The 25,371-nt window shown below is 71.0% G+C and carries 24 protein-coding genes and 3 pseudogenes; 20 read left to right on the top strand and 7 right to left on the bottom strand.

The window, feature by feature from the left end:
• Window position 1 precedes the first annotated feature (1 nt).
• Window positions 2-1,159, top strand: coding sequence for a DUF418 domain-containing protein (locus tag V6S66_RS10340; protein WP_334206656.1), 1,158 nt, complete (start codon window positions 2-4; stop codon window positions 1,157-1,159).
• 55 nt (window positions 1,160-1,214) lie between these two features.
• Here the strand turns inward: V6S66_RS10340 and rpsT are convergent, their stop codons facing one another.
• Window positions 1,215-1,475 (bottom strand): 30S ribosomal protein S20, encoded by a 261-nt coding sequence (gene rpsT / locus V6S66_RS10335; RefSeq protein WP_290584107.1) that lies wholly within the window; start codon window positions 1,473-1,475, stop codon window positions 1,215-1,217.
• A gap of 133 nt (window positions 1,476-1,608) precedes the next feature.
• Here rpsT and V6S66_RS10330 point away from each other — a divergent pair, with 133 nt between their 5' ends.
• The 3 genes from V6S66_RS10330 (at window position 1,609) to V6S66_RS10320 (ending at window position 5,782) form a co-directional block, all read left to right on the top strand.
• Window positions 1,609-1,947, top strand: a complete 339-nt coding sequence (locus V6S66_RS10330; RefSeq protein ID WP_334206655.1) for a hypothetical protein — start codon at window positions 1,609-1,611, stop codon at window positions 1,945-1,947.
• 7 nt (window positions 1,948-1,954) lie between these two features.
• On the top strand, window positions 1,955-3,820 hold the full coding sequence (gene lepA / locus V6S66_RS10325; RefSeq protein ID WP_334206654.1) for a translation elongation factor 4: 1,866 nt from the start codon (window positions 1,955-1,957) through the stop codon (window positions 3,818-3,820).
• Window positions 3,821-3,940: 120 nt separating this feature from the next.
• Window positions 3,941-5,782 carry an AMP-dependent synthetase/ligase gene (locus V6S66_RS10320; RefSeq protein WP_334206653.1) on the top strand — a complete coding sequence of 614 codons (1,842 nt, stop codon included), beginning with the start codon at window positions 3,941-3,943 and terminating at the stop codon, window positions 5,780-5,782.
• Between the two features lie 81 nt (window positions 5,783-5,863).
• On the opposite strand, the gene V6S66_RS10315 is transcribed toward V6S66_RS10320, so the two are convergent.
• On the bottom strand, window positions 5,864-6,319 hold the full coding sequence (locus V6S66_RS10315; protein ID WP_334206652.1) for a hypothetical protein: 456 nt from the start codon (window positions 6,317-6,319) through the stop codon (window positions 5,864-5,866).
• Between the two features lie 50 nt (window positions 6,320-6,369).
• Here V6S66_RS10315 and hemW point away from each other — a divergent pair, with 50 nt between their 5' ends.
• Window positions 6,370-7,488, top strand: a complete 1,119-nt coding sequence (hemW, locus tag V6S66_RS10310) for a radical SAM family heme chaperone HemW (RefSeq protein WP_334206651.1) — start codon at window positions 6,370-6,372, stop codon at window positions 7,486-7,488.
• Between the two features lie 78 nt (window positions 7,489-7,566).
• On the opposite strand, the gene V6S66_RS10305 is transcribed toward hemW, so the two are convergent.
• A complete protein-coding gene (locus V6S66_RS10305) occupies window positions 7,567-8,406 on the bottom strand; it encodes a DUF3097 domain-containing protein (RefSeq protein WP_334206650.1) in 840 nt (279 codons plus the stop codon).
• On the bottom strand, window positions 8,399-8,872 hold the full coding sequence (locus V6S66_RS10300; RefSeq protein WP_334206649.1) for a hypothetical protein: 474 nt from the start codon (window positions 8,870-8,872) through the stop codon (window positions 8,399-8,401). Before V6S66_RS10300 ends, V6S66_RS10305 begins: the two co-directional genes overlap by 8 nt.
• Before the next feature lie 74 nt (window positions 8,873-8,946).
• On the opposite strand from V6S66_RS10300, the gene hrcA reads away from it, so the two are divergent.
• The 10 genes and pseudogenes from hrcA (at window position 8,947) to era (ending at window position 16,834) form a co-directional block, all read left to right on the top strand.
• The gene (gene hrcA / locus V6S66_RS10295) at window positions 8,947-9,960 is read left to right on the top strand and encodes a heat-inducible transcriptional repressor HrcA (protein WP_334206648.1); all 1,014 of its coding nucleotides are present in this window, start codon (window positions 8,947-8,949) and stop codon (window positions 9,958-9,960) included.
• 45 nt (window positions 9,961-10,005) lie between these two features.
• Window positions 10,006-11,163, top strand: coding sequence for a molecular chaperone DnaJ (dnaJ, locus tag V6S66_RS10290; protein WP_334206647.1), 1,158 nt, complete (start codon window positions 10,006-10,008; stop codon window positions 11,161-11,163).
• Between the two features lie 29 nt (window positions 11,164-11,192).
• Window positions 11,193-11,534 carry a histidine triad nucleotide-binding protein gene (locus V6S66_RS10285; RefSeq protein WP_334206646.1) on the top strand — a complete coding sequence of 114 codons (342 nt, stop codon included), beginning with the start codon at window positions 11,193-11,195 and terminating at the stop codon, window positions 11,532-11,534.
• Between the two features lie 178 nt (window positions 11,535-11,712).
• Window positions 11,713-12,387 (top strand): annotated as a pseudogene (locus V6S66_RS10280) (PhoH family protein); the annotation flags it as partial.
• Window positions 12,376-13,206: pseudogene (locus tag V6S66_RS10275) on the top strand (LAGLIDADG family homing endonuclease); the annotation flags it as partial. The pseudogenes V6S66_RS10280 and V6S66_RS10275, both read left to right, overlap by 12 nt.
• 252 nt (window positions 13,207-13,458) lie before the next feature.
• Window positions 13,459-13,782, top strand: a pseudogene (locus V6S66_RS10270) (PhoH family protein); the annotation flags it as partial.
• Window positions 13,760-14,236, top strand: coding sequence for an rRNA maturation RNase YbeY (ybeY, locus tag V6S66_RS10265; protein WP_334206645.1), 477 nt, complete (start codon window positions 13,760-13,762; stop codon window positions 14,234-14,236). The pseudogene V6S66_RS10270 and the gene ybeY, both read left to right, overlap by 23 nt.
• Window positions 14,237-14,241: 5 nt before the next feature.
• The gene (locus V6S66_RS10260; RefSeq protein ID WP_334206644.1) at window positions 14,242-15,543 is read left to right on the top strand and encodes a hemolysin family protein; all 1,302 of its coding nucleotides are present in this window, start codon (window positions 14,242-14,244) and stop codon (window positions 15,541-15,543) included.
• Window positions 15,540-15,890 (top strand): cytidine deaminase, encoded by a 351-nt coding sequence (locus V6S66_RS10255; protein ID WP_334206643.1) that lies wholly within the window; start codon window positions 15,540-15,542, stop codon window positions 15,888-15,890. Before V6S66_RS10260 ends, V6S66_RS10255 begins: the two co-directional genes overlap by 4 nt.
• Entirely contained in the window at window positions 15,890-16,834 is a 945-nt protein-coding gene (era, locus tag V6S66_RS10250; RefSeq protein WP_334206642.1) for a GTPase Era, read from the top strand. The genes V6S66_RS10255 and era overlap by 1 nt, the downstream gene beginning before the upstream one ends.
• Before the next feature lie 19 nt (window positions 16,835-16,853).
• Here the strand turns inward: era and V6S66_RS10245 are convergent, their stop codons facing one another.
• A complete protein-coding gene (locus V6S66_RS10245) occupies window positions 16,854-17,819 on the bottom strand; it encodes an IS481 family transposase (protein WP_334205258.1) in 966 nt (321 codons plus the stop codon).
• 144 nt (window positions 17,820-17,963) lie between these two features.
• On the opposite strand from V6S66_RS10245, the gene V6S66_RS10240 reads away from it, so the two are divergent.
• The 4 genes from V6S66_RS10240 to V6S66_RS10225 all read left to right on the top strand — a co-directional run bounded on the left by V6S66_RS10240 (window position 17,964) and on the right by V6S66_RS10225 (window position 23,378).
• Window positions 17,964-18,983: a PHP domain-containing protein gene (locus V6S66_RS10240; protein WP_334206641.1), complete on the top strand. Its 1,020-nt coding sequence runs from the start codon at window positions 17,964-17,966 to the stop codon at window positions 18,981-18,983.
• A gap of 81 nt (window positions 18,984-19,064) precedes the next feature.
• Complete coding sequence (locus V6S66_RS10235; RefSeq protein WP_334206640.1) at window positions 19,065-19,988, top strand: AAA family ATPase; 924 nt, start codon at window positions 19,065-19,067, stop codon at window positions 19,986-19,988.
• The gene (locus V6S66_RS10230; protein WP_334206639.1) at window positions 19,988-21,172 is read left to right on the top strand and encodes a DUF58 domain-containing protein; all 1,185 of its coding nucleotides are present in this window, start codon (window positions 19,988-19,990) and stop codon (window positions 21,170-21,172) included. The genes V6S66_RS10235 and V6S66_RS10230 overlap by 1 nt, the downstream gene beginning before the upstream one ends.
• A gap of 4 nt (window positions 21,173-21,176) precedes the next feature.
• A complete protein-coding gene (locus V6S66_RS10225; RefSeq protein WP_334206638.1) occupies window positions 21,177-23,378 on the top strand; it encodes a transglutaminase family protein in 2,202 nt (733 codons plus the stop codon).
• 10 nt (window positions 23,379-23,388) lie between these two features.
• On the opposite strand, the gene V6S66_RS10220 is transcribed toward V6S66_RS10225, so the two are convergent.
• Complete coding sequence (locus V6S66_RS10220; protein WP_334206637.1) at window positions 23,389-23,781, bottom strand: helix-turn-helix domain-containing protein; 393 nt, start codon at window positions 23,779-23,781, stop codon at window positions 23,389-23,391.
• 58 nt (window positions 23,782-23,839) lie between these two features.
• On the opposite strand from V6S66_RS10220, the gene V6S66_RS10215 reads away from it, so the two are divergent.
• Window positions 23,840-24,781, top strand: a complete 942-nt coding sequence (locus V6S66_RS10215) for an NAD(P)/FAD-dependent oxidoreductase (protein WP_334206636.1) — start codon at window positions 23,840-23,842, stop codon at window positions 24,779-24,781.
• Between the two features lie 108 nt (window positions 24,782-24,889).
• Here the strand turns inward: V6S66_RS10215 and V6S66_RS10210 are convergent, their stop codons facing one another.
• Window positions 24,890-25,342 carry a flavodoxin family protein gene (locus V6S66_RS10210; protein WP_334206635.1) on the bottom strand — a complete coding sequence of 151 codons (453 nt, stop codon included), beginning with the start codon at window positions 25,340-25,342 and terminating at the stop codon, window positions 24,890-24,892.
• Window positions 25,343-25,371 lie beyond the last annotated feature (29 nt).

Genomic DNA, 25,371 nt, shown 5'->3' with positions numbered 1-25,371 from the left:
CGTGACGGGCCTGCGCGAGGGGCCCGGCCGCCTCGTCGGCATCGACCTGGCGCGGGCCCTGGCCCTGCTCGGCATGATGCTGGCGCACCTGGGCCCGCCCTGGACGGGCTACGGCACGCCCCCGGTGTCGGAGTGGCTCGCGTCCGGGCGCGCGGCCCCGCTGTTCGCCGTGCTGGCCGGCCTCAGCATCGGCCTGATGACGCGGCTCGATCCCGACGGCGTCGGAACGCGGTCCGCCGTCGTGCGCCGTGCGGTCGCGCTGCTCGTGATCGGACTGGGGCTCGCCGCTCTGCCCGACCTCAGGATCCTCGTGATCCTGCCCTGCTACGCGGTGCTGATCGCGGCCACCGTGGCGGTGCGTGGGCTCTCGACCCGCGCGCTGCTGGTCCTCGCCGGCGCGTGGTGCGTCCTGTCCCCGGCGGTTCTCTACGCGGTGCGCCAGGTCGTCGACGAGCCGGTCAGCGCCGTGATCCAGCCGTCGTTCGGAGGTGGTCTCGCGGAGCTGCCGGTGTCGCTGCTCCTGTGGGGTGGTTACCCCGCCGTCGTCTGGTTCGGCTACGTCCTGGTCGGCCTGGCCCTGGCCCGCCTCGACCTGCGCAGCGCGGTCGTCGTCCGTCGCCTCGTGGTCGGGGGAGCCGTCACCACGGTCGCGGCCCTCTGGATCGCCGCATCGGCCCTGTTCCTCGGGGCCTTCCGCGACGCCACGGGCGAGCCGCGGCTGGAGCAGCTGTTCCTGTCGCGCTCGGCCTACGACCCGCTCGACCCCACCTGGTTCTGGGCCGCGGGCCAGCACACCTCCACGCCCCTGAACGTCATCGGATCGGCCGGTTCGGCCGTGCTGGTGATCGGCCTGTGCCTGTGGCTGTGCCGCAGCGCCGTCGCGGCCCGCGTCGTGTCGCCCCTGCGCGCGGCCGGGTCGATGACCTTGACGCTCTACGTCATGCACGTCGTGCTCACCTGGGCCAATCGCGAGCTCGACGCCGCGTTCACCGGCGGCTACTACAGCGAGTGGTGGGTGCAGGTGCTCCTGCTCGTCGTGCTCGCGTTCCTGTGGCGGCTCATCGCGGCGCGCGGCCCGCTCGAGGCACTCGTGCGCTGGGTCAGCACCGCCCGGCGATGGCCGGTCCGACCGGCTCCCGCGGAAACCTCCCGGACGTGACACGACCCCGGCCGTGGGGCCGGGGTCGTGTCAGGTCGTGCGAGGTGTCAACGACTCAGAGAGCGGACGCCTTCTTGGCGATGGCCGACTTGCGGTTGGCCGCCTGGTTCTTGTGGATGACGCCCTTCGAGGCCGCCTTGTCGAGGCGACGGTTGGCCTCATTGGCCAGCTTCTTGGCCTCGTCGGTGTTGCCGGCGTCGGCAGCCTCGGTGAAGCGGCGGACGGCCGTCTTCAGGGCCGAGCGGACCGACTTGTTGCGCTCGCGAGCCGCCTCGTTCTGACGGTTGCGCTTGATCTGCGACTTGATGTTCGCCACGGGGCGTACCTGTTCTTTCGATGGAGACGTGCAGGAGGAGAAGTCTGGTGGCGCGCCGCGGCGCGCGACCGCCAACCCTACCACCGGCCTCCGGTGCCTCCCAAATCCATGGAGGTCACTACGATCGGCCCTCATGGAGACTCTCTACGACGTGCTGGTGTGGGTGCACATCGCCAGTTGGGCAGCGGTCCTGCTCGGCTACGTGCTCGTGCTGTCGTCTCCGAAGATCAACGGGCTCATGGCCCACGGGCTCAGTGCCGCGTGGCTCCTCGGCATCGTCCTCGTCGCGATCGCGTCGGCGAGTGATGACGTGGCCGACCCGAACCATGCCAAGGTGGCCGTGAAGCTCGTGATCGCCACGGTCGCCGTCGGCCTGGCCCACGGCACGCGCAAGCGTCCCGACCCCAACCCCTTCGCCCACGTCGTGGCGGCGCTCGTCGTCGTCAACGTGGGCCTGGCCTACCTCTGGTGACCACTCCATGACGCCCCCCACGCCTGCCACGAAGCTGCCGCAGCCCGGCTCCACCGCCCCGGAGCTGCTGCGGAACTTCTGCATCATCGCCCACATCGACCACGGCAAGTCGACGCTCGCCGACCGCATGCTCCAGATCACGGGGGTCGTCGACGAGCGAGCGGCCCGTGCGCAGTACCTCGACCGGATGGACATCGAGCGTGAGCGCGGCATCACGATCAAGAGCCAGGCCGTGCGCATGCCGTTCACCAAGTCCGACGGTGACGACGCCGGCACGGCCTACGTCCTGAACATGATCGACACCCCCGGTCACGTCGACTTCACGTACGAGGTCAGCCGATCGCTCGAGGCCTGCGAGGGCGCGATCCTGCTGGTCGACGCCGCGCAGGGCATCGAGGCCCAGACGCTCGCGAACCTCTACCTCGCGATGGACGCGGACCTGCACATCATCCCCGTGCTCAACAAGATCGACCTGCCCGGCGCGCAGCCCGAGAAGTACGCCGCGGAGATCGCCGGCATCATCGGCGGCGAGCCCGACGACGTGCTGCGGGTCTCGGCCAAGACCGGCCAGGGCGTCGAGGCGCTGCTCAACCTCATCGTCGACGAGGTCCCGGCCCCCACGGGCGACGCCGACGGCCCGCCGCGCGCCCTGATCTTCGACTCGGTCTACGACACCTACCGGGGCGTCATCACGTACGTGCGCGTGTTCGACGGCAAGCTCAGCCACCGCGACAAGATCAAGATGATGTCGACCGGTGCGGTGCACGAGATGCTCGAAGTCGGTGTCATCTCGCCCGAGCCCGTCAAGGCCGATCACCTCGGCATCGGCGAGGTCGGCTACCTGATCACCGGCGTGAAGGAGGTCCGGCAGTCGCGCGTGGGCGACACCGTGACGGCCAACGGTCGCCCGGCCGAGGAGCCGCTCGGTGGTTACGCGCACCCCAACCCGATGGTGTTCTCGGGCCTGTACCCCATCGACGGCGACGACTTCGCGACGCTGCGCGAGGCGCTCGAGAAGCTGCAGCTCAACGACGCGGCCCTGGTCTACGAGCCGGAGTCGTCCGGCGCGCTGGGCTTCGGCTTCCGCATCGGTTTCCTGGGCCTGCTGCACCTCGAGATCGTGCGCGAGCGGCTCGAGCGCGAGTTCAACCTCGACCTCATCGCCACCGCGCCGAACGTCGTGTACCGCATCGAGCTCGAGGACGGATCGGTCCACACCGTGACCAACCCGAGCGAGTACCCCAACGCCGGCAAGATCGCGAAGGTCTTCGAGCCCGTCGTGTCCGCCACGGTGCTCGCGCCGAGCGAGTACATCGGCACGATCATGGAGCTCTGCCAGGCGCGTCGCGGCCAGCTCGTCGCGATGGACTACCTGTCCGAGGACCGCGTCGAGATCCGGTACACGCTGCCCATGGGCGAGATCATGTTCGACTTCTTCGACGCGCTCAAGAGCCGCACGAAGGGCTACGCCTCGCTCAACTACGAGCTGTCGGGCGAGCAGGCCGCCGACCTGGTCAAGGTCGACATCCTGCTGCAGGGCGAGATCGTCGACGCCTTCAGCGCGATCGTGCACCGCGACAACGCGTACTCCTACGGCGTGGCGCTCGCGGGCAAGCTCAAGGAGCTCATCCCGCGCCAGCAGTTCGAGGTGCCCATCCAGGCCGCCATCGGCGCACGCGTTATCGCCCGCGAGAACATCCGCGCGATCCGCAAGGACGTGCTCGCCAAGTGCTACGGCGGCGACATCAGCCGCAAGCGCAAGCTGCTCGAGAAGCAGAAGGAGGGCAAGAAGCGGATGAAGATGGTTGGTCGCGTGGAAGTGCCGCAGGAGGCCTTCATCGCCGCACTCTCGACGGGCGACGGCCCGTCCTGAGCCATGACGTGTCAGGCGGGCCCATCCGCCGGTACGTGCCGGGCGCAACCATGGATGACCTGCGCAGACGGTACGTTAGGGTGATCCGCACCACACGCCCCCATGCCCTGTGAGGACCGCATGAGCCCCCTTGTTCTGACCCCGCAGCAACAGGCCCAGATCGACGATCGAGCCCCGAGCATCGGCCGCCTCTTCTTCGACCGCGTCGCCGAGACGCCGCAGCGCGAGGCCTTCCGCTACCCCGACGCGAACGAGCGCTGGCACTCCCTCTCCTGGGGAGAGGTCGGTGAGCGGGTCACCAAGCTCGCGGCCGGTCTGGTCTCCCTCGGTCTCGAGCCCGAGGCCCGCGCCGCGGTGGCCTCCGGCACCCGCGTCGAGTGGATCCTCGCCGACCTGGCGATCAACTCCGCCGGTGGCGCCACCACCACGGTGTACCCCTCGACCGTCTCCGACGACGTCGCCTACATCCTCTCGGACTCCGGCAGCGTCATCGTGTTCGCCGAGGACGACGAGCAGATCGCCAAGCTCGTCGAGAAGAAGTCCGAGCTCCCCGACATCTCCAAGGTCATCACGTTCGACGGCGCGACCGACGGCGACTGGGTCATCAGCCTGGCCGACCTCGAGAAGATCGGTGAGGCCCACCTCGGCGACCACCCGACCGTGGTCGAGGACCGCGTCTCGGCGATCAAGCCCGAGGACCTCGCCACCTTGATCTACACCTCCGGCACCACGGGCCGCTCGAAGGGTGTGCGCCTGAGCCACGACGGCTGGGTCTTCGAGGGTGCGGCCATCCAGGCCAACGGCATCCTCACGGTCGACGACCTCGAGTACCGCTGGCTGCCGATGGCGCACTCCTTCGGCAAGGTGCTGATGATGACGCAGCTCCAGATCGGGTTCCCCGCCGCGATCGACGGTCGCGTCACCAAGATCGTCGACAACCTCGCCGTCGTGAAGCCCACGTTCATGGGCGCTGCGCCGCGCATCTTCGAGAAGGCCTACGGCCGGGTCGTCGGCATGATGGAGGAGGAGGGCGGCGCCAAGCTCAAGCTCTTCCGCTGGGCCGAGAAGGTCGGCCTCGAGCGCTCGCGCCTGGTGCGTTCGGGCAAGCCCGTCCCGACCGGTCTCCGGCTCCAGCACGGCCTCGCCGACAAGCTCGTGTTCTCGAAGGTCCGCGACCGCTTCGGCGGCCGCGTGCGCTTCTTCATCTCGGGCTCGGCGGCGCTGTCGTCCGACGTGGCCGAGTGGTTCCACTCCGCCGGCGTCATCATTCTCGAGGGCTACGGCCTGACCGAGACGTCCGCCGGCTCCACGGTCAACCACCCGGACCACCTCAAGCTCGGCTCGGTCGGCATCCCGTTCCCGGGTGTCGAGATCAAGATCGCCGCTGACGGCGAGGTCCTGATCAAGGGCCCGAACATCATGAACGGCTACCACAACCTCGACACCGCCACGAAGGAGACGCTCGACGCCGACGGCTGGCTCGCCACGGGCGACATCGGCGAGCTCGACTCCGAGGGCTTCCTGCGCATCACCGATCGCAAGAAGGACCTCTTCAAGACGTCGGGCGGCAAGTACGTCGCGCCGTCGCACGTCGAGGGTGTCTTCAAGGGCGTCTGCCCGCTGGCCAGCCAGATGATCGTGCACGGCAACGACCGCAACTTCGTCTCGGCGCTCATCACGCTCGACCCCGACGCGATCGCGGCCTGGGCCGAGAGCCACGGCAAGTCGGGTCAGTCGTACACGGAGGTCGTCCAGTCGCCCGAGATCGAGAAGCTCGTCGCCGGCTACGTCGAGGAGCTCAACGCCAAGCTCAACCGCTGGGAGACGATCAAGAAGTGGAAGATCCTGCCCCAGGACCTCTCCATCGAGTCCGGTGAGCTCACGCCGAGCCTCAAGGTCAAGCGCAAGGTCGTCGAGCAGAACTACCGCGAGGTTCTCGAGGGGTTCTACGCCGGGTCCTGAGACCGGCAGGGCTCGACGAGGAGACGAGGGGGACGGCCACGGCCGTCCCCCTCGTTCCGTCGGCGCCCGTCGGGCGTGGCGTCAGAGCTCCAGCAGCAGGCTGGCGGCGGTCAGCCAACCGCCGATGACGACGACGTTCACGGCACCGGTGGCGAGAAGCGCCCGCGGCCGCGACTCCATGCGGCGCAACATCTGGATGTTCGCAAAGCCCACCAGCACGCCGACCGCCACGCCGACCAGGCAGCTCACGAACCCGAGCAGCACGGGGGCGGCGGCCCACGCGACCTGCCACTCCGGAAGCGGCTCGATCGCCGCGTAGGTCTGGCCATCGACCAGGAGCTCCGGGACGTCGAGCCCGAGGTTCACGGCCTTGAACCGGGCGTCGACCTGTGTGCCGTCGTCACGCGTCAGCGTGAAGCTGCCCTGGCGGGGCGGGGGCACGCCGTCGAGGAAGAGGCGCTTGGTGCCCATCGTGGTGACCTCGACCTCGAGCGCCTGACCCTCGAAGCCCGGCACGTCGTAGGCGTAGCGGACCATGTCGCTCCTGGGGTGTCGGGGCCGGAGACCCTTCAGCCTAGGCTGGGCGGGTGTCATCCTCAGCCGGCTTCGGCGTGTACGTCCACGTCCCGTTCTGCTCGGTCCGGTGCGGCTACTGCGACTTCAACACGTACACCGCCGACGAGCTCGGCGACGGGGCCACCCGCGCGACGTACGCCGACTCGGCGATCGCCGAGATCCGTCGGTCCGCCGAGCAGACCGGTCCGCGGACCGTGCAGACGGTCTTCGTCGGCGGCGGCACCCCCACGCAGCTCGCGGCGCACGACCTCGTGCGCATCCTCCGTGCGATCGACGAGGCCTGGGGCCTCGCGCCGGATGTCGAGGTCACGACCGAGGCGAACCCCGACTCCGTCGACCCCGCGATGCTGGCGATCCTGCGCGCCGGCGGCTTCAACCGGATCTCGTTCGGCGTGCAGTCGGCCGTGCCCCACGTGCTGAAGGTGCTCGACCGCACGCACGCCCCCGAGCGCGTGCCGGAGGCCGTGCGCTGGGCCCGCGAGGCCGGCTTCGAGCAGGTCAGCGTCGACCTGATCTACGGGTCGCCGGGGGAGTCGATGGACGACTGGCGTCGCACGGTCGAGCACGCGGTCTCGCTCGAGCCCGACCACGTGAGCGCCTACGCCCTGATCGTCGAGGCGGGCACGGCCTTCGCCCGCAAGGTCAACCGCGGCGAGGTCGTGATGCCCGACGACGACGAGACGGCCGACAAGTACCTGCTGGCCGACGCGATGTTCGAGGAGGCCGGACTCGGCTGGTACGAGCTGTCGAACTGGGCGCGCGACGACGCGGCGCAGTGCCGCCACAACGTCCTGTACTGGACCGGCGGTGAGTGGCTCGGCATAGGTCCCGGCGCCCACTCGTACCTGGGTGGCCGACGTTGGTGGAACGTCAAGCACCCCGCGGCCTACGCCCAGCGGCTCGACGCAGGCCAGTCGCCCGAGGCCGATGGCGAGGACATCGACGCCGACGCGTCCCGCATGGAGGACGTCATGCTCCGCACCCGCCTGCGCACCGGCCTCGACCCGCGTGGCCTCCCGTCACACACCCACCTGGTCGCCTCCGGACTCCTGGAGCCGGTCGAGGATCGTCTGGTCCTGACGAGAAAGGGCCGCCTCCTCGCCGACCACGTCGTCCGCGAGCTGACCTGACCCACCAGATGTGTGCAGGAGCTCGGCTCGTTCGGTGGCTCAGAGCCGAGCTCGCGCAGACATCTGGAGGGGCTCGGGCTACGCCGGGCCGTCGGCGGTGACGAAGTCGATGAGCTGCTCGACCTGGCCGAGGAAGACCGGCTCGAGGTCGGTCCAGGTGCTCACGCTGCCGAGGATCTTCTTCCAGGCGCGGGCGATGTCGGCCTGCTCGGCGTGCGGCCAGCCGAGCGCCTCGCAGATGCCGTGCTTCCACTCGACGCCGCGGGGGATGACCGGCCAGGCGTCGAGCCCGAGGCGCTTCGGCTTCACCGTCTGCCACACGTCGACGTAGGGATGGCCGACGACCAGCACGTGCGGCTCTTTCGAGAGCGTCTGCGCGATGCGCCACTCCTTGGAGCCGGTGACGAGGTGGTCGACGAGGATGCCGAGCCGGCGGCCGGGACCGGGGTCGAAGGCGTCGACCTCGCCCTTGAGGTCGTCGATGCCACCGAGGTACTCCACGGCCACGCCGACGTGGCGCAGGTCGTCGCCCCACACCTTCTCGACGAGCTCGGCGTCGTGGCGGCCCTCGACCCAGATGCGGCTCGGCTGGGCGACCTTGGCCCGCTCACGGGGGCCGGCCACGGATCCGGAGGCCGTGCGGCGCGGCGCGGCGGCTGCCACGACGGGTGGGCGCAGCGTGACGGGCTTGCCGTCGACCCAGTACCCCGGGCCGAGTGTGAAGCTGCGGCGCTTCAGGCGGCGGTCCTCGAGCACGACCATGCCCATCTGGGCGTCGATCGTGACGACCTCGCCGACGAATCCGCTCGTGACGTCCTCGACGACCAGCCCCAGCTCGACGGGCAGGTCGGTCGACCGTCCCTTGGGCGGGCGCTTCCAGTCGCCCGACAGGACGTCCTGCCCGTACCGGTCAGACATGGTCGTGCCCGGTGCCGTCGCCCGTGCCGCCGGGCCCGGTGTATCCCGGGTGGAGCAGGCCGAGCAGGCGTTGGTGGAACTCGGCGAGGTCCTCGCGCGCGACCTCGCCGGTCGAGGACAGAACGGTCGTGCCGGGACCGGTGAGCCCGATCGCGAGGTCGACCGCGACGGGCCAGCTCGGGGGCACCTCGCCCGCGGGCTCGCTCACGAGGTCGCCGAGCAGCACCGTGTCGGCATCGGGCACCACGACCACGAGCTCGCCGCCGAGCGGACCGCCGCCGAGGTGCACGACCTCGACGAAGCGGTCCCCGAGGTCGACCGCCCAGACCGAGCTGAGCGAGCCGCCGCGCGACTCGTGCGCGACCCACGTGCCGTCGTCCAGGGTGACCCGGCGGGACCGGTAGGTGAGGGCGCGGTCGCGCCCGGGCACCACGATCGTGTCCGCGGTGCGCGCGATCTGCCTCATGGCCTGAAGTCCATCACGCTAGACTGGCAAACCAGCACCGAGAGTGCCAGCGACGCGCCGAAGGGGGAGGTCCCATGTCCGACGACCGTCGCCTCGACGTCCTGCGGGCCATCGTCGAGGACTACGTCGCCACGCAGGAGCCCGTCGGTTCGCGCGCCCTGGTCGAGCGCCACCACCTCGGGGTGTCGTCGGCCACGATCCGGGGCGACATGAAGGTCCTCGAGGACGAGGGCTACCTGACCCAGCCGCACACCTCGGCCGGACGCATCCCCACCGACAAGGGCTACCGGATGTTCGTCGACCGCCTGGCCACGGTCAAGGCGTTGTCGCCGGCCGAGCGTCGCGCGATCGAGCGCTTCCTGTCGGAGTCGGTCGACGTCGACGACATCGTGCAGCGCAGCGTGCGTGTGCTCGCCCAGCTCACGAGCCAGGTCGCGGTCGTCCAGTACCCCAGCCTCACCCGCTCGACGGTCCGTCACGTCGAGCTCGTGGCCCTTGACGGGCACCGCGTGCTCGTCGTCGTCATCACGAGCTCGGGCCGCGTCGAGCAGCGCACCGTCGATCTCCCGTCGCCGCTCGGCGACCGACTGCTGGCCGACCTGCGCGCCCGGATCCTGCCGGTCGTCCTCGGCGTGCGCCTGTCCGACGCCGCCGTCAAGGTCGCCGACCTCATCCCGGCGTTCGAGCCCGAGGACCAGCCGGTCGTGGCCACGGTCGTCGCCACGCTCGCGCAGACCTTCTCCGACGAGCGGTCCGACGCCCGCATCGTCGTGGGCGGCACCTCCAACCTCGCCCGGTTCGGCGCCGATTTCGACACCACGGTCGGCCCCGTGCTCGAGGCTCTCGAGGAGCAGGTCGTGCTGCTCAAGCTCCTCGGCGAGGCGTCCGGCGGCGTCACGGTCCGCATCGGCGGCGAGACCGGCCTCGACACCCTCGCCGGCACCGCCGTGGTGGCGTCGGCCTACGGTGGAGACGGCAGCCGCGCGACCCTCGGCACCGTGGGCCCGACCCGCATGGACTACCCCGGCACGATCGCCACCGTCGCGGCCGTGGCCCGCTACGTCGGCCGCATGCTCGACGACGCCTGACGGCCCTCCCGACCCTGTACCGAACTCCCAGCCCGAAAGCACCTCATGGCCTCCGACTACTACGCGCTGCTCGGCGTGGACCGCTCTGCGACCCCCGAGGAGATCAAGAAGGCGTACCGGCGTCTCGCGCGCCAGCTGCACCCCGACGTCAACGACGCGCCGGACGCGTCCGAGCGCTTCAAGGAGGTCTCGCAGGCCTATGAGGTGCTGTCGGACCCGCAGAAGCGCCAGGTCTTCGACCGTGGCGGCGACCCGATGAGCGGCCAGCGCGGTGGCGGCGGCTTCGGCCAGGGCTTCAGCTTCGACGACATCATGGACGCGTTCTTCGGCCAGTCGTCGCAGCGCGGGCCGCGCTCGCGCGTGCAGCGGGGCCAGGACGCCCTGCTGCGGCTCGAGGTCGAGCTCGCCGAGGCCGTCTTCGGCGTCACGCAGGAGCTCAAGGTCGACACCGCGGTCGTGTGCGAGGTGTGTGACGGCAGCGGCGCCGAGGAGGGCTCGCAGCCCGTCACGTGCGGAACCTGCCACGGCCAGGGCGCGATCCAGCACGTGCAGCGCTCGTTGCTCGGCGACATCCGCACCGCCCGCCCGTGCCCCACGTGCCACGGCTTCGGCTCGGTCATCCCCGACCCCTGCCGCGCCTGCGACGGCGAGGGTCGCGTGCGCTCGCGTCGCAACCTCACGCTCACGATCCCGGCGGGGGTCGACCACGGCACCCGCATCCAGCTCACCGGCGAGGGCGAGATCGGCCCCGGTGGCGGCCCGGCCGGTGACCTCTACGTCGAGATCCAGGTGCGTCGTCACCCCGTCTACTCGCGGACGGGTGACCACCTCGAGTGCCACGTCACGCTGCCCATGACGGCGGCCGCCCTCGGCACGACGCTCGACCTGCCGTCGCTGCGGGCCGACCTCGAGGAGCACGAGGGCCCGGACGCGATCACGGTCGACGTCGAGGTCGGCACCCAGTCCGGCGAGGTCGTCGTGGTGCGGGGCGAGGGCGTGCCCCGGCTGCGCGGCATCGGCGCGGGCGACCTGCGGGTCACGGTCGTCGTCGAGACGCCCGACAAGCTCGACGACGAGCAGCGCGAGCTGCTGCAGCAGCTCGCCACGCTGCGCGGCGAGGAACGGCCGGAGGCCCGGCTCGGTGCCACGCACCGCAGCGTGTTCGGTCGCATCAAGAGCGCCTTCCGCGCCGCCGGCGAGTGACCTCGTCCCCGGTGCGGTAGGACTGGACCATGAGTGACGACTGCCTGTTCTGCAAGATCGTCGAGGGTGAGGTCCCGGCCGACGTCGTGGGCGAGACCGAGCACACGATCGCCTTCCGCGACATCAACCCCCAGGCGCCGACCCACGTCCTGGTGATCCCCAAGCGGCACGAGCCGGACGTCGCGAGCCTTGCCGCGGCCGACCCGGAGGCCACCGTCGACCTCATCACCCACACGCGTCGGATCGCCGACGAGCTGGGCACCGGCTCGTACCGGCTGGTCTTCAACACCGGCGCCGACGCCTTCCAGACGGTCTTCCACTGCCACGGGCACGTGCTGTCGGGTCGCTCGCTCACCTGGCCCCCGGGCTAGGGCGCACGGCTCGTCCCTCGCCGTCTCACCGGTTCGTTCCTCACCGGTGCCGGGCTTCGCCCGGGCGCCTGCCTCGCCTTCGGCTCGGCCCGTGGATCGGCCGGTCCTAGCGGAGTCTCGATCAGCGCGCGCCCGCGAACTCGACGTCTGCGATTCGAGTCGTAGACTGGAACTACCCATGACTGAGCACCCCACCCACACCTTCACGGTCCCCAGCAGCATCGATGCGGTCGCGCTCTTCGGAGCCGGCGACGAGTTCCTCCGCCTCATCGAGCGCGACTTCGAGGCCGACATCCACGTCCGCGGCAACCGCGTGAGCGTCACCGGCGAGCCCGGCGAGGTCGCGCTGGTCGAGCGGCTCCTCGACGAGCTCACCACGATCGTCCGCACGGGCCAGGGCATGACCCGCGAGACCGTCGAGCGCACCGTCGGCATGCTCCGCACCGAGACGCAGGAGCGGCCCGCGGAGGTGCTGAGCCTCAACATCCTGTCGAACCGCGGCCGCACGATCCGCCCCAAGACGCTCAACCAGAAGCGCTACGTCGACGCGATCGACGAGAACACGATCATCTTCGGCATCGGCCCGGCCGGCACCGGCAAGACCTACCTCGCGATGGCCAAGGCCGTGCAGGCGCTGCAGTCCAAGCAGGTCAGCCGCATCATCCTGACCCGGCCTGCGGTCGAGGCGGGGGAGCGGCTCGGCTATCTCCCGGGCACGCTGAGCGAGAAGATCGACCCGTACCTGCGCCCGCTGTACGACGCGCTGCACGACATGATGGATCCCGAGGCGATCCCCAAGCTCCTGACGGCCGGCGTCATCGAGGTGGCGCCCCTGGCGTACATGCGTGGCCGCGCGCAGCCGGTCGATCGGGCCGTCATGACCCCCACCGGCTGGCGGCGCATCGGTTCGCTGCAGGTGGGCGACCTGGTGACCGGCAGCAACGGACGACCCACTCCGGTCCTCGGGGTCTACCCGCAGGGTGAGCGAGACGTGTTCCGTGTGACGGCGCAGGACGGTGCATCGACGCTGGCGTGCGGTGAGCACCTGTGGACCGTCCGCACGATCGACGACCGCCGCCGCGGGACGTCGCGCACGCTCCAGACGTCGGAGATGGTCGGTAACCTGCGCCGGATGCACGCCCGACGCTACGAGCTGCCCGTCGTCGGCCCGGTCGAGATGGAGGCGCAGGACGTCCCGATCGACCCCTACGCCCTCGGACTCCTTCTCGGCGACGGATGCATCACGACCGCAACGACACCGTCGTTCACGTCGACCGACCCCGAGCTGGTCGACGAGTTGGAGCGACGCCTGCCCGGCATCGAGCTGAAGCACAAGGGCCGGTACGACTACGTCCTGCGTCACGTCGACGGCGGCCGAGGCGGTCTGCGGACCGCCAACCCGGTCACCACGGTGATTCGTCAGCTCGGGCTGGCCCACACGACGTCCTCGACGAAGTTCGTCCCCGTCGTATACCTGCACAACTCCCGTGAGGTGCGCCTGGCCGTCCTGCAGGGACTGCTGGACACCGATGGTGGCCCTGTGGCGCAGCGCGGTCGCACGTGCCGCGTGCAGTACACCACCACGTCGCAGCGCCTTCGTGACGACGTCACGTATCTGGTCCGTTCGCTCGGCGGAGTCGCGTACGCGCGCACGAGACCGGCCGCTGGTCGCAAGCCGGGTCATGCCAACGGCCGCGACGTTGGCTACGTCCACGACGCGCACGTGCTCGACATCCGGCTGCCCGCCGGAGTCCAGCCCTTCCGCCTCTCGAGGAAGGTCGCGAAGTACGACCTCGCAGGCGGCGGGCGTCCGATGCGGTTCGTCGAGTCGATCGAGCCAGCAGGTCGATCGGAGACCGTGTGCATCTCGGTCGGCGCCCAGGACTCGCTGTACGTGACGGACGATTTCATCGTCACGCACAACACGCTCAACGACGCGTTCATCATCCTCGACGAGGCGCAGAACACCACGGCCGAGCAGATGAAGATGTTCCTGACCCGCCTGGGCTTCGGCTCCAAGGTCGTGGTCACCGGTGACGTCACGCAGGTCGACCTCCCGACCGGCCAGCGCAGCGGACTGCGGATCATCCAGGGCATCCTCGACGACATCGACGACATCCACTTCTCCCAGCTGACGGCACAGGACGTCGTCCGCCACCGCCTCGTGGGCAGGATCGTCGCGGCCTACGACCAGTTCGAGAACGGTGCGGAGGAGCTGGAGCGCAGTGAACGTCGACGTCCTCGATGAGTCCGGCACGGGCGTCGATGTCGTCGCCCTGACCCGACTCTGCCGCTTCGTCATGCGGCGCATGCGCCTGCACCCGGCCACGGAGCTCACGGTCCGCCTCGTCGAGCCCGACACGATCGCCACGCTCAACGAGCAGTGGATGGGCAAGAAGGGTCCGACCGACGTCCTGTCGTTCCCGATGGACGAGCTCACGCCCGGCCGTGACGACGAGGAGGCGCCCGAGGGCTACCTCGGCGACATCGCGCTGTGCCCGCAGATCGCCGAGCAGCAGGCGCCCGCCGCAGGCCACTCCACCTCCGACGAGGTCGACCTCCTGCTGGTGCACGGCATCCTGCACCTGCTCGGCTACGACCACGCCGAGCCCGACGAGCACCGGGAGATGTTCGGCCTGCAGGGCCGACTCCTCGTCGAGTGGCAGCGGGCCGAGCTCGGCGTCGACCCCGAAGGACCCTGACCTCGATGTTCGATCCCGCCAGCTGGACCCCGGCCGTCATCGCGGTGGTTCTGGCCTTCGTGGCCGGCCTGCTCACGAGCACGGAGGCCGCGCTGTCGTCGTTCTCGCGCGCCCGCGCCGAGGAGCTCGACGACGAGGGGCGTGCTGGCGCGGCCCGCCTCATGCGGATCCTCGACGACCCCGCGCCCTACCTCAACAGCCTGACGCTCGTCCGGGTCCTCGCCGAGACGGCCTCGGTCGTGCTGGCCGCGATCTTCGTCGCCGGTGAGATCGAGGGCCTCTGGCAGCAGTTCGTCGTGGCGACGCTCGTGATGGGCCTGGTCAGCTTCGTGTTCATCGGCGTCGGTCCGCGCACGCTCGGGCGCCAGCGCGCCGAGGCGGTCGCGGTGTGGTCCGCCTGGCCGGTCATGGCGCTGGAATGGGTCCTCGGGCCCATCCCGAAGGGGCTCATCGTCCTCGGCAACGCCCTCACGCCGGGCCGTGGGTTCACCGACGGGCCGTTCGCCTCCGAGGTCGAGGTGCGCGAGATGGTCGACCTCGCGGCGGCCTCGTCGCTCATCGAGACCGACGAGTCGAAGATGATCCACTCGGTCTTCGAGCTCGGCGACACGATCGTGCGCGAGGTCATGGTGCCGCGCACCGACGTCGTCTCGGTCGAGCACACCAAGACCCTCCGCAAGGTCATGTCGCTGTCGCTCCAGAGCGGCTACTCGCGGCTGCCGGTCGTGGAGGAGAACCTCGACGACGTCGTCGGCATCGCCTACCTCAAGGACGTCACCAAGCGGGTGTTCGACAACCACACGGCCGAGCAGGTCGAGCGCATCGCCACGATCATGAGGCCCTGCCTGTTCGTGCCCGACACCAAGCCCGTCGACGACCTGCTGCGCGAGATGCAGGCCAGCCGCACCCACATCGCGATCGTCGTCGACGAGTTCGGCGGCACCGCCGGCCTCGTCACGATCGAGGACATCCTGGAGGAGATCGTCGGCGAGATCACCGACGAGTACGACTCCGAGCCCGACGAGGTCGAGGCCCTCACCGACGGCTCGTGGCGCGTCAGCGTGCGGCTCGACATCGACGACCTCGCCGAGCTCACCGGGATCGACGACCTCGAGGACGAGGAGGTCGACACCGTCGGCGGACTGCTGGCCAAGTACCTGGGCGAGGTGCCCCTCCCCGGGTCGCACACCGAGGCCCTGGGCCTGCACCTGCTGGCCGAGGGCACGACCGGTCGCCGCAACAAGGTGGGCCACGTCCGCGTGACGCGACTCACCGAGGTCGACGAGTCGGTAGCCTCAGGCTCATGAGCCACGAACACAGCGTCGAACTCGAGGCGGAGGACGCCAAGCTGGTCACCCTGGCCCGGGCGTCCCGCGCCCGCACCAGCGCTGCCCAGGGGGCCGCGGTCCGCGACCAGGACGGCCGCACCTACACCGCCTCGACCGTCGAGCTCGAGGTGCTGCAGCTCGAGGCGCTCGACCTCGCGGTCGCGATGGCCGTCTCGTCGGGGGCCACGGGCCTGGAGGCCGGCGCGGTCGTGGGTCCCGAGGACCGCATCGTCAACCTCGACGCGTTCCGCGAGCTGGCAGGCCAGGAGACCCCGGTCTACTCGGCCACCCCCGACGGCACGGTGCACGCCGTCAAGCACACCTGATGCCCGCTCCCGAGGCGACCGACGAGGGCCCGCGGTTCCGATCGGGCTTCGCCTGCTTCGTGGGCCGGCCCAACGCGGGCAAGTCCACGCTGACCAACGCCCTCGTGGGCGAGAAGATCGCCATCACGTCGTCGAAGCCGCAGACCACGCGGCACGCGATCCGTGGTCTCGTCCACACCGAGGGCGCGCAGCTGATCCTCGTCGACACGCCGGGCCTGCACCGCCCGCGCAACACGCTGGGGCAGCGGCTCAACGACCTCGTGCGCGCCACCTGGACCGACGTCGACACGGTCGCGATGTGCTTCCCGTCGGACCAGAAGGTCGGGCCGGGTGACAAGTACCTGGTCAAGGAGCTCGCCGGCCTGCGCAAGAAGCCGGTCCTGGCCGTGGCCACCAAGACCGACCTCGTCTCGCCGGACCGGTTGGCCCAGCACCTGATGTCGATCCAGGCCGCCGGCGAGGAGGCCGGACTGCGGTGGCAGGACATCGTCCCCGTCAGCGCCAAGGACGGCAGTCAGGTCGAGCTGCTGCGCGACCTGCTGATCGCGACCTTGCCCGACGGTTCGCCCCTCTACCCCGACGGCCAGCTGACCGACGAGCCGGCCGAGACGCTCGTCGCCGAGATCGTGCGCGAGGCGGCGCTCGAGGGCGTGCGCGACGAGCTGCCGCACTCCCTGGCCGTCGTGGTCGACGAGATCGTGCCGCGCGATGACCGCCCCGAGGGCAAGCCCCTCACGGACGTGCGCGTCAACGTCTACGTCGAGCGTGACAGCCAGAAGGGGATCATCATCGGCAAGCAGGGCGCCCGGCTCAAGGAGATCGGGGCCACCTCGCGTCGTCAGATCGAGAAGATCATCGGCACGCCGGTGTACCTCGACCTGCACGTCAAGATCGCCAAGGACTGGCAGCGCGACCCCAAGCAGCTGCGCAAGCTCGGCTTCTAGGTGTACTCGGCTGACACGTTCATGACAGTCGGCTGATCGGGGGTCGTCCTCCGAGGGCTGAGTGGCGTCGTTGATTGTTGTAGTGCTCGAGCCAGGGTGCAAGGGCTTCGGTGCGGGCGGTGTTGCTGGTGAAGACCTGCCGGTAGGCCCACTCGACCTGCAGGGTGCGGTTGAAGCGCTCCACTTTCCCGTTCTGCCAGGGGCAGTGCGGTCGGATGGTGATGTGCTTGGCGCCGAGCTCCTCGATGGCGGCGGCGAAGTCGTTCGAGCGGGTGTAGTTCAGGGCGTTGTCGCTCATGACCTGACGAATCGTGATGCCGTGCGCGGCGAAGAACTCGCCGGCTCTGCGCAGGAAGTCTGCGCAGGTGGGTCCTTGTTCGTTGGGCAGGATCTCGGCATAGGCCAACCGGGAGTGGTCGTCGACGGCGGCGTGGACGTAGTCGAATCCGATGCGGGCCTTCTTGGCCGCGGAGGTCGATCCCATCTGGCGACCGTGCGCTCTCCAGCCGCCGCCGTCGGGGATCCGGCCGATCTTCTTGACGTCGATGTGGATCAGATCGCCCGGGAACTCGCGCTCATAACGCCGGGACGTGGTCTTCGAGGCGCGGATGACGTCTCCGGTCAGTGGGTCGCACTCGCGCAGCAGCGGGACCCGGTGACGGGCCAGGATCGCCCCGACCGTCCGGGCGGGGACACCCAGCTCGGGACCGAGAACGTCGGGGCCCTCACGATGAGTCCGGCGACGGGTCAACACCGCGGCCTCGATCACCGCTGGTGTTCGCCGCGGCTGGCGACGCGGACGCGACGACCGATCGCGAAGCCCGGCCTCGCCCTCGGTGCGGAACCGATTGACCCACCGGCTCGCGCACTGCCGTGAGACCCCCAGCTCTTTCGCGACATGGGCGACCGGCCGGCCGTCATCGATCACCCGCCTGGCGAGCAGACGACGACCATGAATGTTCAAACGGGCATTAGCGTGGGACACGAGGACCTCCTGGGCCTGTGGGCGACTTCGACATCTCCACTAAGCCCGGAGGTCCTCACCTTTCACAAGACCCCACCGTCACCAACGTCTCTGCTGAGTACATCTAGGCGCGCGGCCCGGACGAGGTCGGGTGACGATGGGTCCATGGACCCGGTCGAGGCACTGGACGAGATCGGCTTCTGGCTCGAGCGCGGCCGGGCGTCGTCGTACCGGGTCGAGGCGTTCCGGAAGGCGGCGCGCGAGCTGGATGGACGCAGTGCCGCCAGGGTCCGTGAGCTCGCGGCGTCGGGCCGCCTGCGTGACCTGCCGGGCATCGGGGAGCGCACGGCGACGGTGGTCACCGAGGCACTGGCGGGGGACGTGCCGGAGTACTTGGCTGACCTGCGCGTGCAGGGCGAGGGCCCGCTCGTCGAGGGCGGTGAGGCGGTCCGAGAGGCTGTGCGCGGCGACCTGCACGTGCACTCGGACTGGTCCGACGGCGGGTCGCCGATCGACGTCATGGCGCGGACGGCCCGCTGGCTCGGGCACGAGTACGTCGCCCTCACCGACCACTCACCGAGGCTGAAGGTCGCGAACGGGTTGTCGGCCCACCGGCTGGCCGAGCAGCTCGACGTGGTCGCCGCGGTCGACGCAGAGCTCGATGACTTCCGTCTGCTGGCCGGGATCGAGGTCGACATCCTCGAGGACGGCTCGCTCGACCAGACGCCCGCGATGCTCGACCGCCTCGACGTCGTCGTGGCGAGCGTGCACTCGAAGCTCCGCTCGGAGCGCCGCGTGATGACGCGGCGGATGCTGCGCGCCGTCGAGGACCCGCACACCCACGTGCTGGGCCACTGCACGGGGCGGCTGGTCACGGGCTCGCGGGGCACCCGCCCGCCGAGCGAGTTCGACGCCGAGGCGGTGTTCTCGGCGTGCGCGGAGCACGACGTCGCGGTCGAGGTCAACGCCCGACCCGAGCGGGCGGACCCGCCCGACGACCTCCTGCGCCTCGCGGTCGACCTGGGCTGCCTGCTGTCGATCGACTCCGACGCGCACGCGCCCGGACAGCTCGACTTCCTGGACCACGGGTGCGCTCGCGTCGCGGGTACCGACGTGCCGCTCGACCGGGTCGTGACGACCTGGCCCGTGGACCGCCTGCTCGCCTGGACGCACGCGAAGCGCTGATCCTGGCGCGGGGAACCTCTCGTCGACCGGCAGCGTTGACCGAGGGAGGCCATCATGGAGACCCAAGTGTGAGGAACGTGCATGAGCCAGGTCAGCAGCATCGTCGAGCGGGTCGAACGCGTCATCGACGGAAAGTCCGAAGCCGTCGAGACCGCCCTCGTCGTCCTGCTGGCGGAGGGCCACCTCCTGATCGAGGACGTGCCCGGTGTCGGCAAGACCGTGCTCGCCAAGGCCCTCGCCCGGACTCTCGGGTGCTCGGTGAGCCGGATCCAGTTCACGCCCGACCTCCTGCCGTCCGACGTCACGGGCGTGGCGGTGTACGACCAGCAGTCGGGTGACTTCGTCTTCAAGCCCGGCGCGGTCTTCGCGAACGTCGTCATCGGCGACGAGATCAACCGGGCCTCGCCCAAGACGCAGTCGGCCCTCCTGGAGTCGATGGAGGAGCGCCACGTCACGGTCGACGGCACGACGCACCCGCTGGCCTCGCCGTTCGCGGTCATCGCGACGCAGAACCCCGTCGAGATGGAGGGCACGTACCCGCTTCCCGAGGCGCAGCTCGACCGCTTCATGGCGCGGATCTCGATGGGCTACCCCGACGAGGACGCCGAGCTCGCGATGATGCGCGACCGCGACGCGGGCGACCCCATGGACGCGATCATGCCCGTCACCACCGCCGAGGGACTGCGGTCCATGATTGCCGCGGCGCGAGCGGTGCACGCGTCCGGCGCGGTCGAGCAGTACGGGGTCTCCTTGGTGCGCGCGACCCGCAGCGATCCGGACGTCCGCCTGGGCGCCAGCCCGCGCGCCGCACTCCACCTGGTGCGCGCCGCCAAGGCCCGGGCCTACGTGCACGGGCGCGAGTTCGTGCTGCCGGACGACCTCGCGGCGCTCGCCTCGCCCGTCCTGGCCCACCGCATCGCCACGCATCGCGGCACGGGCGACGACGCGGTGGCGCGGGTGCTCGCGGCCACCCCGGTGCCGGCCGGCGCCCGCCACCAGCGCTGATGGGGGCCGTACGGCCCACGGGGCGGGGGCTTGCCCTGCTGACGATCGCGCTGGTCGCGCTGCTCGTGGCCGGCCGCTGGCGGGTGGAGGCCCTGCGGCCGGTGGCGGGCCTGCTGCTCGGCCTGCTGCTGCTCGCGACCGTCGCCGTCCTGCTGGTGCCCCGCCGGCTCTCGGTCGAGCGGTCGGCGCCCACCCGGACCCTCGACCACGGAGCCGTCGTCACTGCGCGGGTCGCCGTCGTCAACCGGTCGCCCCTGCAGAGCCTCGACCTGCGATGGCGGGCCGACCTTCCCGCAGCGCTGGGGGGACCGGCGGAGGGCGAGCTCGGATCGGTGGGTCCGGCCAGCTCGTCCACGGCCTCGGCCGAGGCCGCGGTCGGGGTGCGGGGGGAGTCACGCGGACGGCACGCGCTGGGCCGCCTGGTGGTCGAGGCCCGGGACCCGTTCGGTGTCATGGTCCGTCGGCGCCGGGTCGACGACGACGTCGACGTGGTCGTGCTCCCGAGGCGGGTGCCGCTGCCCCGCTTGTCGGCGGTCCACGGCTCCGTCGCGGCGCGGTCCGGGCGCGCCACGGCCCGGCGCCGCGGTGACGGTGAGGACGACGTGGTCTCGCGGACCTACCAGCCCGGCGACGCCCCCAGGCGCATCGACTGGCGCACCACGGCCCGCCGGGGCGAGCTGATGGTCCGGCAGGACGAGTCCGTCACGGTCGACCAGGTGGCGGTGGCCGTCGACCCTGGCTCCGACCCGGGTCCGACCGAGTGGGCGTTGGTCGCTGCCGCCTCGGCGATGAGCCATTTCGCCCATGACGGCCACGCGGTCGCCACGCTCGTCCCCGGTTCCGAGTCGCCGGCGGTGGTGACCGGAGGCGACTCGCTGCAGGCCGCCCTCGTGGCGCTCGCGGAGCTGTCGCCTCGCCGCGGAGGACCGATCGAGGGTGCACTCCAGGACCGGCGGCCGGTCCTGGCCGTGGTCGGCGTCATCGACGTCGCGCGCGCCCGCCAGTGGGTGGCCGCCCTGACGAGGTCGGATCAGGTCCTGGCCCTGGTGGCGGGCGACAGCGGCGACGCCGTGCTCGACGTGCTCCAGTCGGCGGGGTGGCGGGTCGTGGCCTGGGACGAGACCGATGACGTCGTCACCGCCTGGACGGCGCTGGGCCGGGAGGTCGGTCGTGAGAAGGCGTGACGAGGTGACGCGGAGCGGGCTCCTGGTCGAGCGCCTGGTGCTGCTCGGCGCGATGGCCGTGCTCGCCGGAGGATTCGTGCCGGTGCTCAGCGGCACGTGGTGGTGGGTCACGGTGGTCGGCTACGCCGCGATCGTGCTGCTCGTCACCGGCGCGTTCCGCGCGCTCGCCCTCCGGGGGGCTGTTGCGGCCGGAGTCGTGACCGCGGTGATCGCCCTGCTGTGGGGCTTCGCGCCGGCGTCCCTGGCCCTGGGCTTCGTCCCCACGCCCTCGAGCCTGACGACGATGGTCGACCTGCTCGCGCGGGCGCGGACGGTCGTGGCCGAGCAGGCTCCGCCGGTCGATGCGACCACCGCCATCACCCTCGTGACCGCCGGATCCTTCTCGCTCGTCGCGCTGGCCGGCGACCTCCTGCTGCAACGCCGGCGCGGCGTGCCGCTGATCGGTGTGCTCTTTCTGGTGCTCTACCTGGTCCCGGCCGTTGTCGTGGAGGAGGTGCCGTCCTTCGTCGTGCTGGCGGTTCCGGCCGCGGCCTGGCTGCTTCTCCTGCACCGCTCGGAGCGGCCGGCCGTCGCGGACCGGGCGGGGTCCCGCGCGGGGTCCCGGGCGCCATTCCTCGGTCCTGCCTCCCTGACGGTGGGTCTGGGGGCCGTGGTCCTGGCCTTCGCGCTGGCGCCAGTCCTGCCCGACACCTCCTCGCTGACCGGTGTCGCCGACGACATCGAGAGCGGTCCGTTCAACGACGGGATCAACCCGATCCTCAGCCTCGGCGACGATCTGCGGAGCCCCTCGACCGCACTGGCCCTCGAGTACACGACCGACGGGCCGCCGCCCTACCTGTCGGTCGCGATGCTGCGTGACTTCACGGGCGACACGTGGGAGCCGGTCGAGCGTGACTCCTCGGGTCCCGCGGAGGGCCGAGCCGACCTCGCCGAGGGCGTGGAGGTCGATCTTCAGGTCGTCGAGGTCGAGATCCGGGACCTCCGCACGACGATGCTCCCCGTCCCGTACCCCGCGGTGGACGTGCGTGGCCTCGTCGGCGACTGGGACGCCAACCGCGCCGGCCTGACCTTGGGGTCGGACTCTGGCGACTCGCGCGGCCAGACCTACACCGTGACCAGCCTGGACCGCCAGCCCACGGCGCAACAGCTCGCGACCGCGCTTGAGACCTATCCGACGCGGCTCGATCCGTACCTGGAGCTGCCCGACGACCTGCCGGGGTCCATCAGCGACACCGCGGAGCTGGTCGCTGGGAGCGCGGTCGGGGCGTACGCCAAGGCCCAGGCGTTGCAGCAGTTCTTCCGCTCGGGCGCCTTCGCGTACTCCGAGACCGCCCCGGTCGACGGGGAGTACGACGGCAACGGCATGGCGGTCCTCGACCGCTTCCTGGAGGAGCGCAGCGGGTACTGCGTGCACTTCTCGTCCGCCATGGCCGTCATGGCCCGTTCGCTCGGGGTGCCGGCCCGCATCATGGTCGGCTACGCGCCGGGTTCGCTCGTGGAGCCGGGGCCCGACAGCCAGGACGACGAGGAGCGCTACCGCGTCACGGCCGACCAGCTCCACGCCTGGCCGCAGATCTACGTCGACGGCGTCGGGTGGATCGAGTTCGAGCCCACGCCGGGGATCGTCGACGGCCAGGGCACGTCGGACGCTGACGGCGGGACGCCGGAGCCGACGGCCGCTGCGCCGAAGCCCCAGCCCGAGGCGGCCACGGCCGAGCCTGCGCCGGACGCGCTCGAGGACCCGGCCGACGTCGCCGCGGCCCAGGCCGAGGTGCAGGAGCTGCGCCGCGAGGTGCTGCTGGGTCTCGGGGCGGTGCTGCTCGTGCTGGCCCTCGCGCCCGGCACGATCCGGCTGGCGCTGCGGCGTCGCCGGCTCCGTGCCTCCGCGACGGCCGACGACTGGTGGCGCGAGGTGGTGGCCACGGCCGAGGACCTCGGTGTCCCGGCCGAGACCTCGACCACGGTGGCGGCGCACGTCGCCGTGCTCGACCGGTACGTGCGTCCGGAGACGAGGGAGTCGTTGGCGCGGCTGCGCTCGGTCCTCGAGGAGCGGCGCTACGGACCGCACCAGGGACGGTTGCTGACGCGTGAGTCCACCGCCCGCGACGACGCCGTCGCCGTCGTGGACGACCTGCTCGCGTCAGCTCCGCGGGGCCGACGTCGGCGGGCGCGCCTGCTGCCGGCCTCGCTCGCAAGGTGGCGCTGAGCGGCCGGGCTCAGCCCACGAGGTCAGCCACGAAGCCGGCGAACTGCGGGCAGCTCGTGATGTCGTGCTGCGTGCAGTCGAAGGCGTGCATGGTCATGTCGCGCGAGCGCTGCATCTCGGCCATGCGCCGGTCCAGGTCGGCCACGTGGTCGAGCAGCACCTGGTGACGGTCGGGCGCGTCCTCGTCGAGGAGGACGCGGATCTGGTCGAGCCCCATCCCGGCCTCGCGGTTGCGGACCACGACCGCGATGCGCACGACGTCCTGGTGGTCGTAGCGACGCCGACCGCCGCCGTCGCGGACCGGACGCAGCAGCCCCATGTCCTCCCAGTGACGCAGGACGTGCGTCGGCAGCCCGAACTTCGCGGCGGTGTCGCCGATGCTCCAGGTCTCACTTGACTTCATGTCGACATGAAGTCACAGAGTGGGGCCCGACGACAAGCTCGACCTCGAGGAGACACCCATGACCACCACCTTCGACGCCCTCGTGATCGGCGGCGGCCCGGCCGGACTGCAGGCCACGCTGAGCCTCGCTCGCGTGCACCGCACGGTGCTCCACGTCGACTCGGGCGTCTACCGCAACGCCGCCGAGCGGCACGTGCACAACCTCATCGGTCACGACGGGCAGGCTCCGGACGCACTGCGTGCTGCCGCACGCGGTGACATCGCGGACTACGACACCGTGACCAGCCGCTCGGCCCGGGTGGAGACGCTGACCGGTGGGGCCGGCGAGTTCGTCGCGACGCTCGACGACGGCTCGATCCATCGCGCGCGGCACGTCGTTCTCGCGACCGGGGTCCGCGACGAGCTCCCGGCGATCGACGGCCTCGCCGCGCTCTGGGGGCGGGGCGTCGCCCACTGTCCGTTCTGCCACGGCAACGAGCTCGCCGGCGGCGCCGCCGGCGTCATCGGCACGGTCCCGGGCCACCTGTTGCACCTCGCCGGGTTCTTCACACGGATCTCGCGGACGTTCGACGCATTCTCGCGCGGCTCGGACCTCGACGCCGAGACCCTCGCCCTGCTCCGCGCCTACGGCGCGACGGTGCACGAGGCGGCGGTCGAACGAGTGACGCCGGACGGTGACGGCGTGCTGGTGCACCTGGCCGGTGCCGCGCCGGTGCGGCTCGACGGCGTGTTCGTCGCACCGACGATCCACCAGGCGGCGCCCTTCGCCGAGCAGCTCGGGCTCGAGGTCTCCCCGCTGGGCTCGATCCTCGTCGATGCGGTCGGTCGCACGAGCGTGCCGGGCGTCTACGCGGCCGGAGACGCCGCCCACCACCGTGAGCTGCCCATGGCGATGGCCACGGTCGCGAACGCGATCGGCGCGGGCTCGATGGCCGGCAGCGTCTGCGTCGCCGACCTCATGGCCGCCGAGCGCGCGACACTCCGCCCGGCCGCTGGCTGACGGAGGTTTCGAGGCTCACGCCGCAGGCGGCGTTCGCATCTCAACCACCGGTGGTTGAGGTGCGAGGAGCTCTCGGCGACGAGCCTCGAAACCTCCGTCGTCGGGAGCTCAGCCAGCCACCGTCGCGGCGACGGTGCCACCGAGCTCGGTGGCGTTCTCGAGGTGGTCGGCCGAGATCTCGCCGGTGAACACGAGCGGCTCGGCGACGAGGTTCCAGCCGAGCCCCGTCGTGATCTGCTCCATCGCCCGCTCGGCACCGGTCGTGTCGTAGCCGCCGTGGATCCAGTACGAGAACGGCCGCTTGGCGGTCGGCTCGCGCACGTGGTCGTAGACCGTGTCGAAGAAGTGCTTCATCGCGCCCGAGATGTACCCGAAGTTGGCCGGCGTCCCGAGCAGGTACCCGTCGGCCGCAAGGACGTCCTCGATCCCCGCCTCCAGCGCGGGCAGCACCTGCACCTCGACGCCTTCGAGGTCCGGGTGCCTCGCCCCGGCCAGGGCGGCGTCGGCGATCGCGGCGAGGTTGTCGGTCGGCGTGTGCTGGACCACGAGCAGGCGCTTCATGCCTCGACGCTAACGCGGTCGGCCTCCTG

The organism is Aeromicrobium sp. Sec7.5 (assembly GCF_036867135.1).
Lineage (GTDB): Bacteria > Actinomycetota > Actinomycetes > Propionibacteriales > Nocardioidaceae > Aeromicrobium.
The sequence above is the reverse complement of the archived record's forward strand: the minus strand, read 5'-3'. Positions and strand labels throughout refer to the sequence as shown.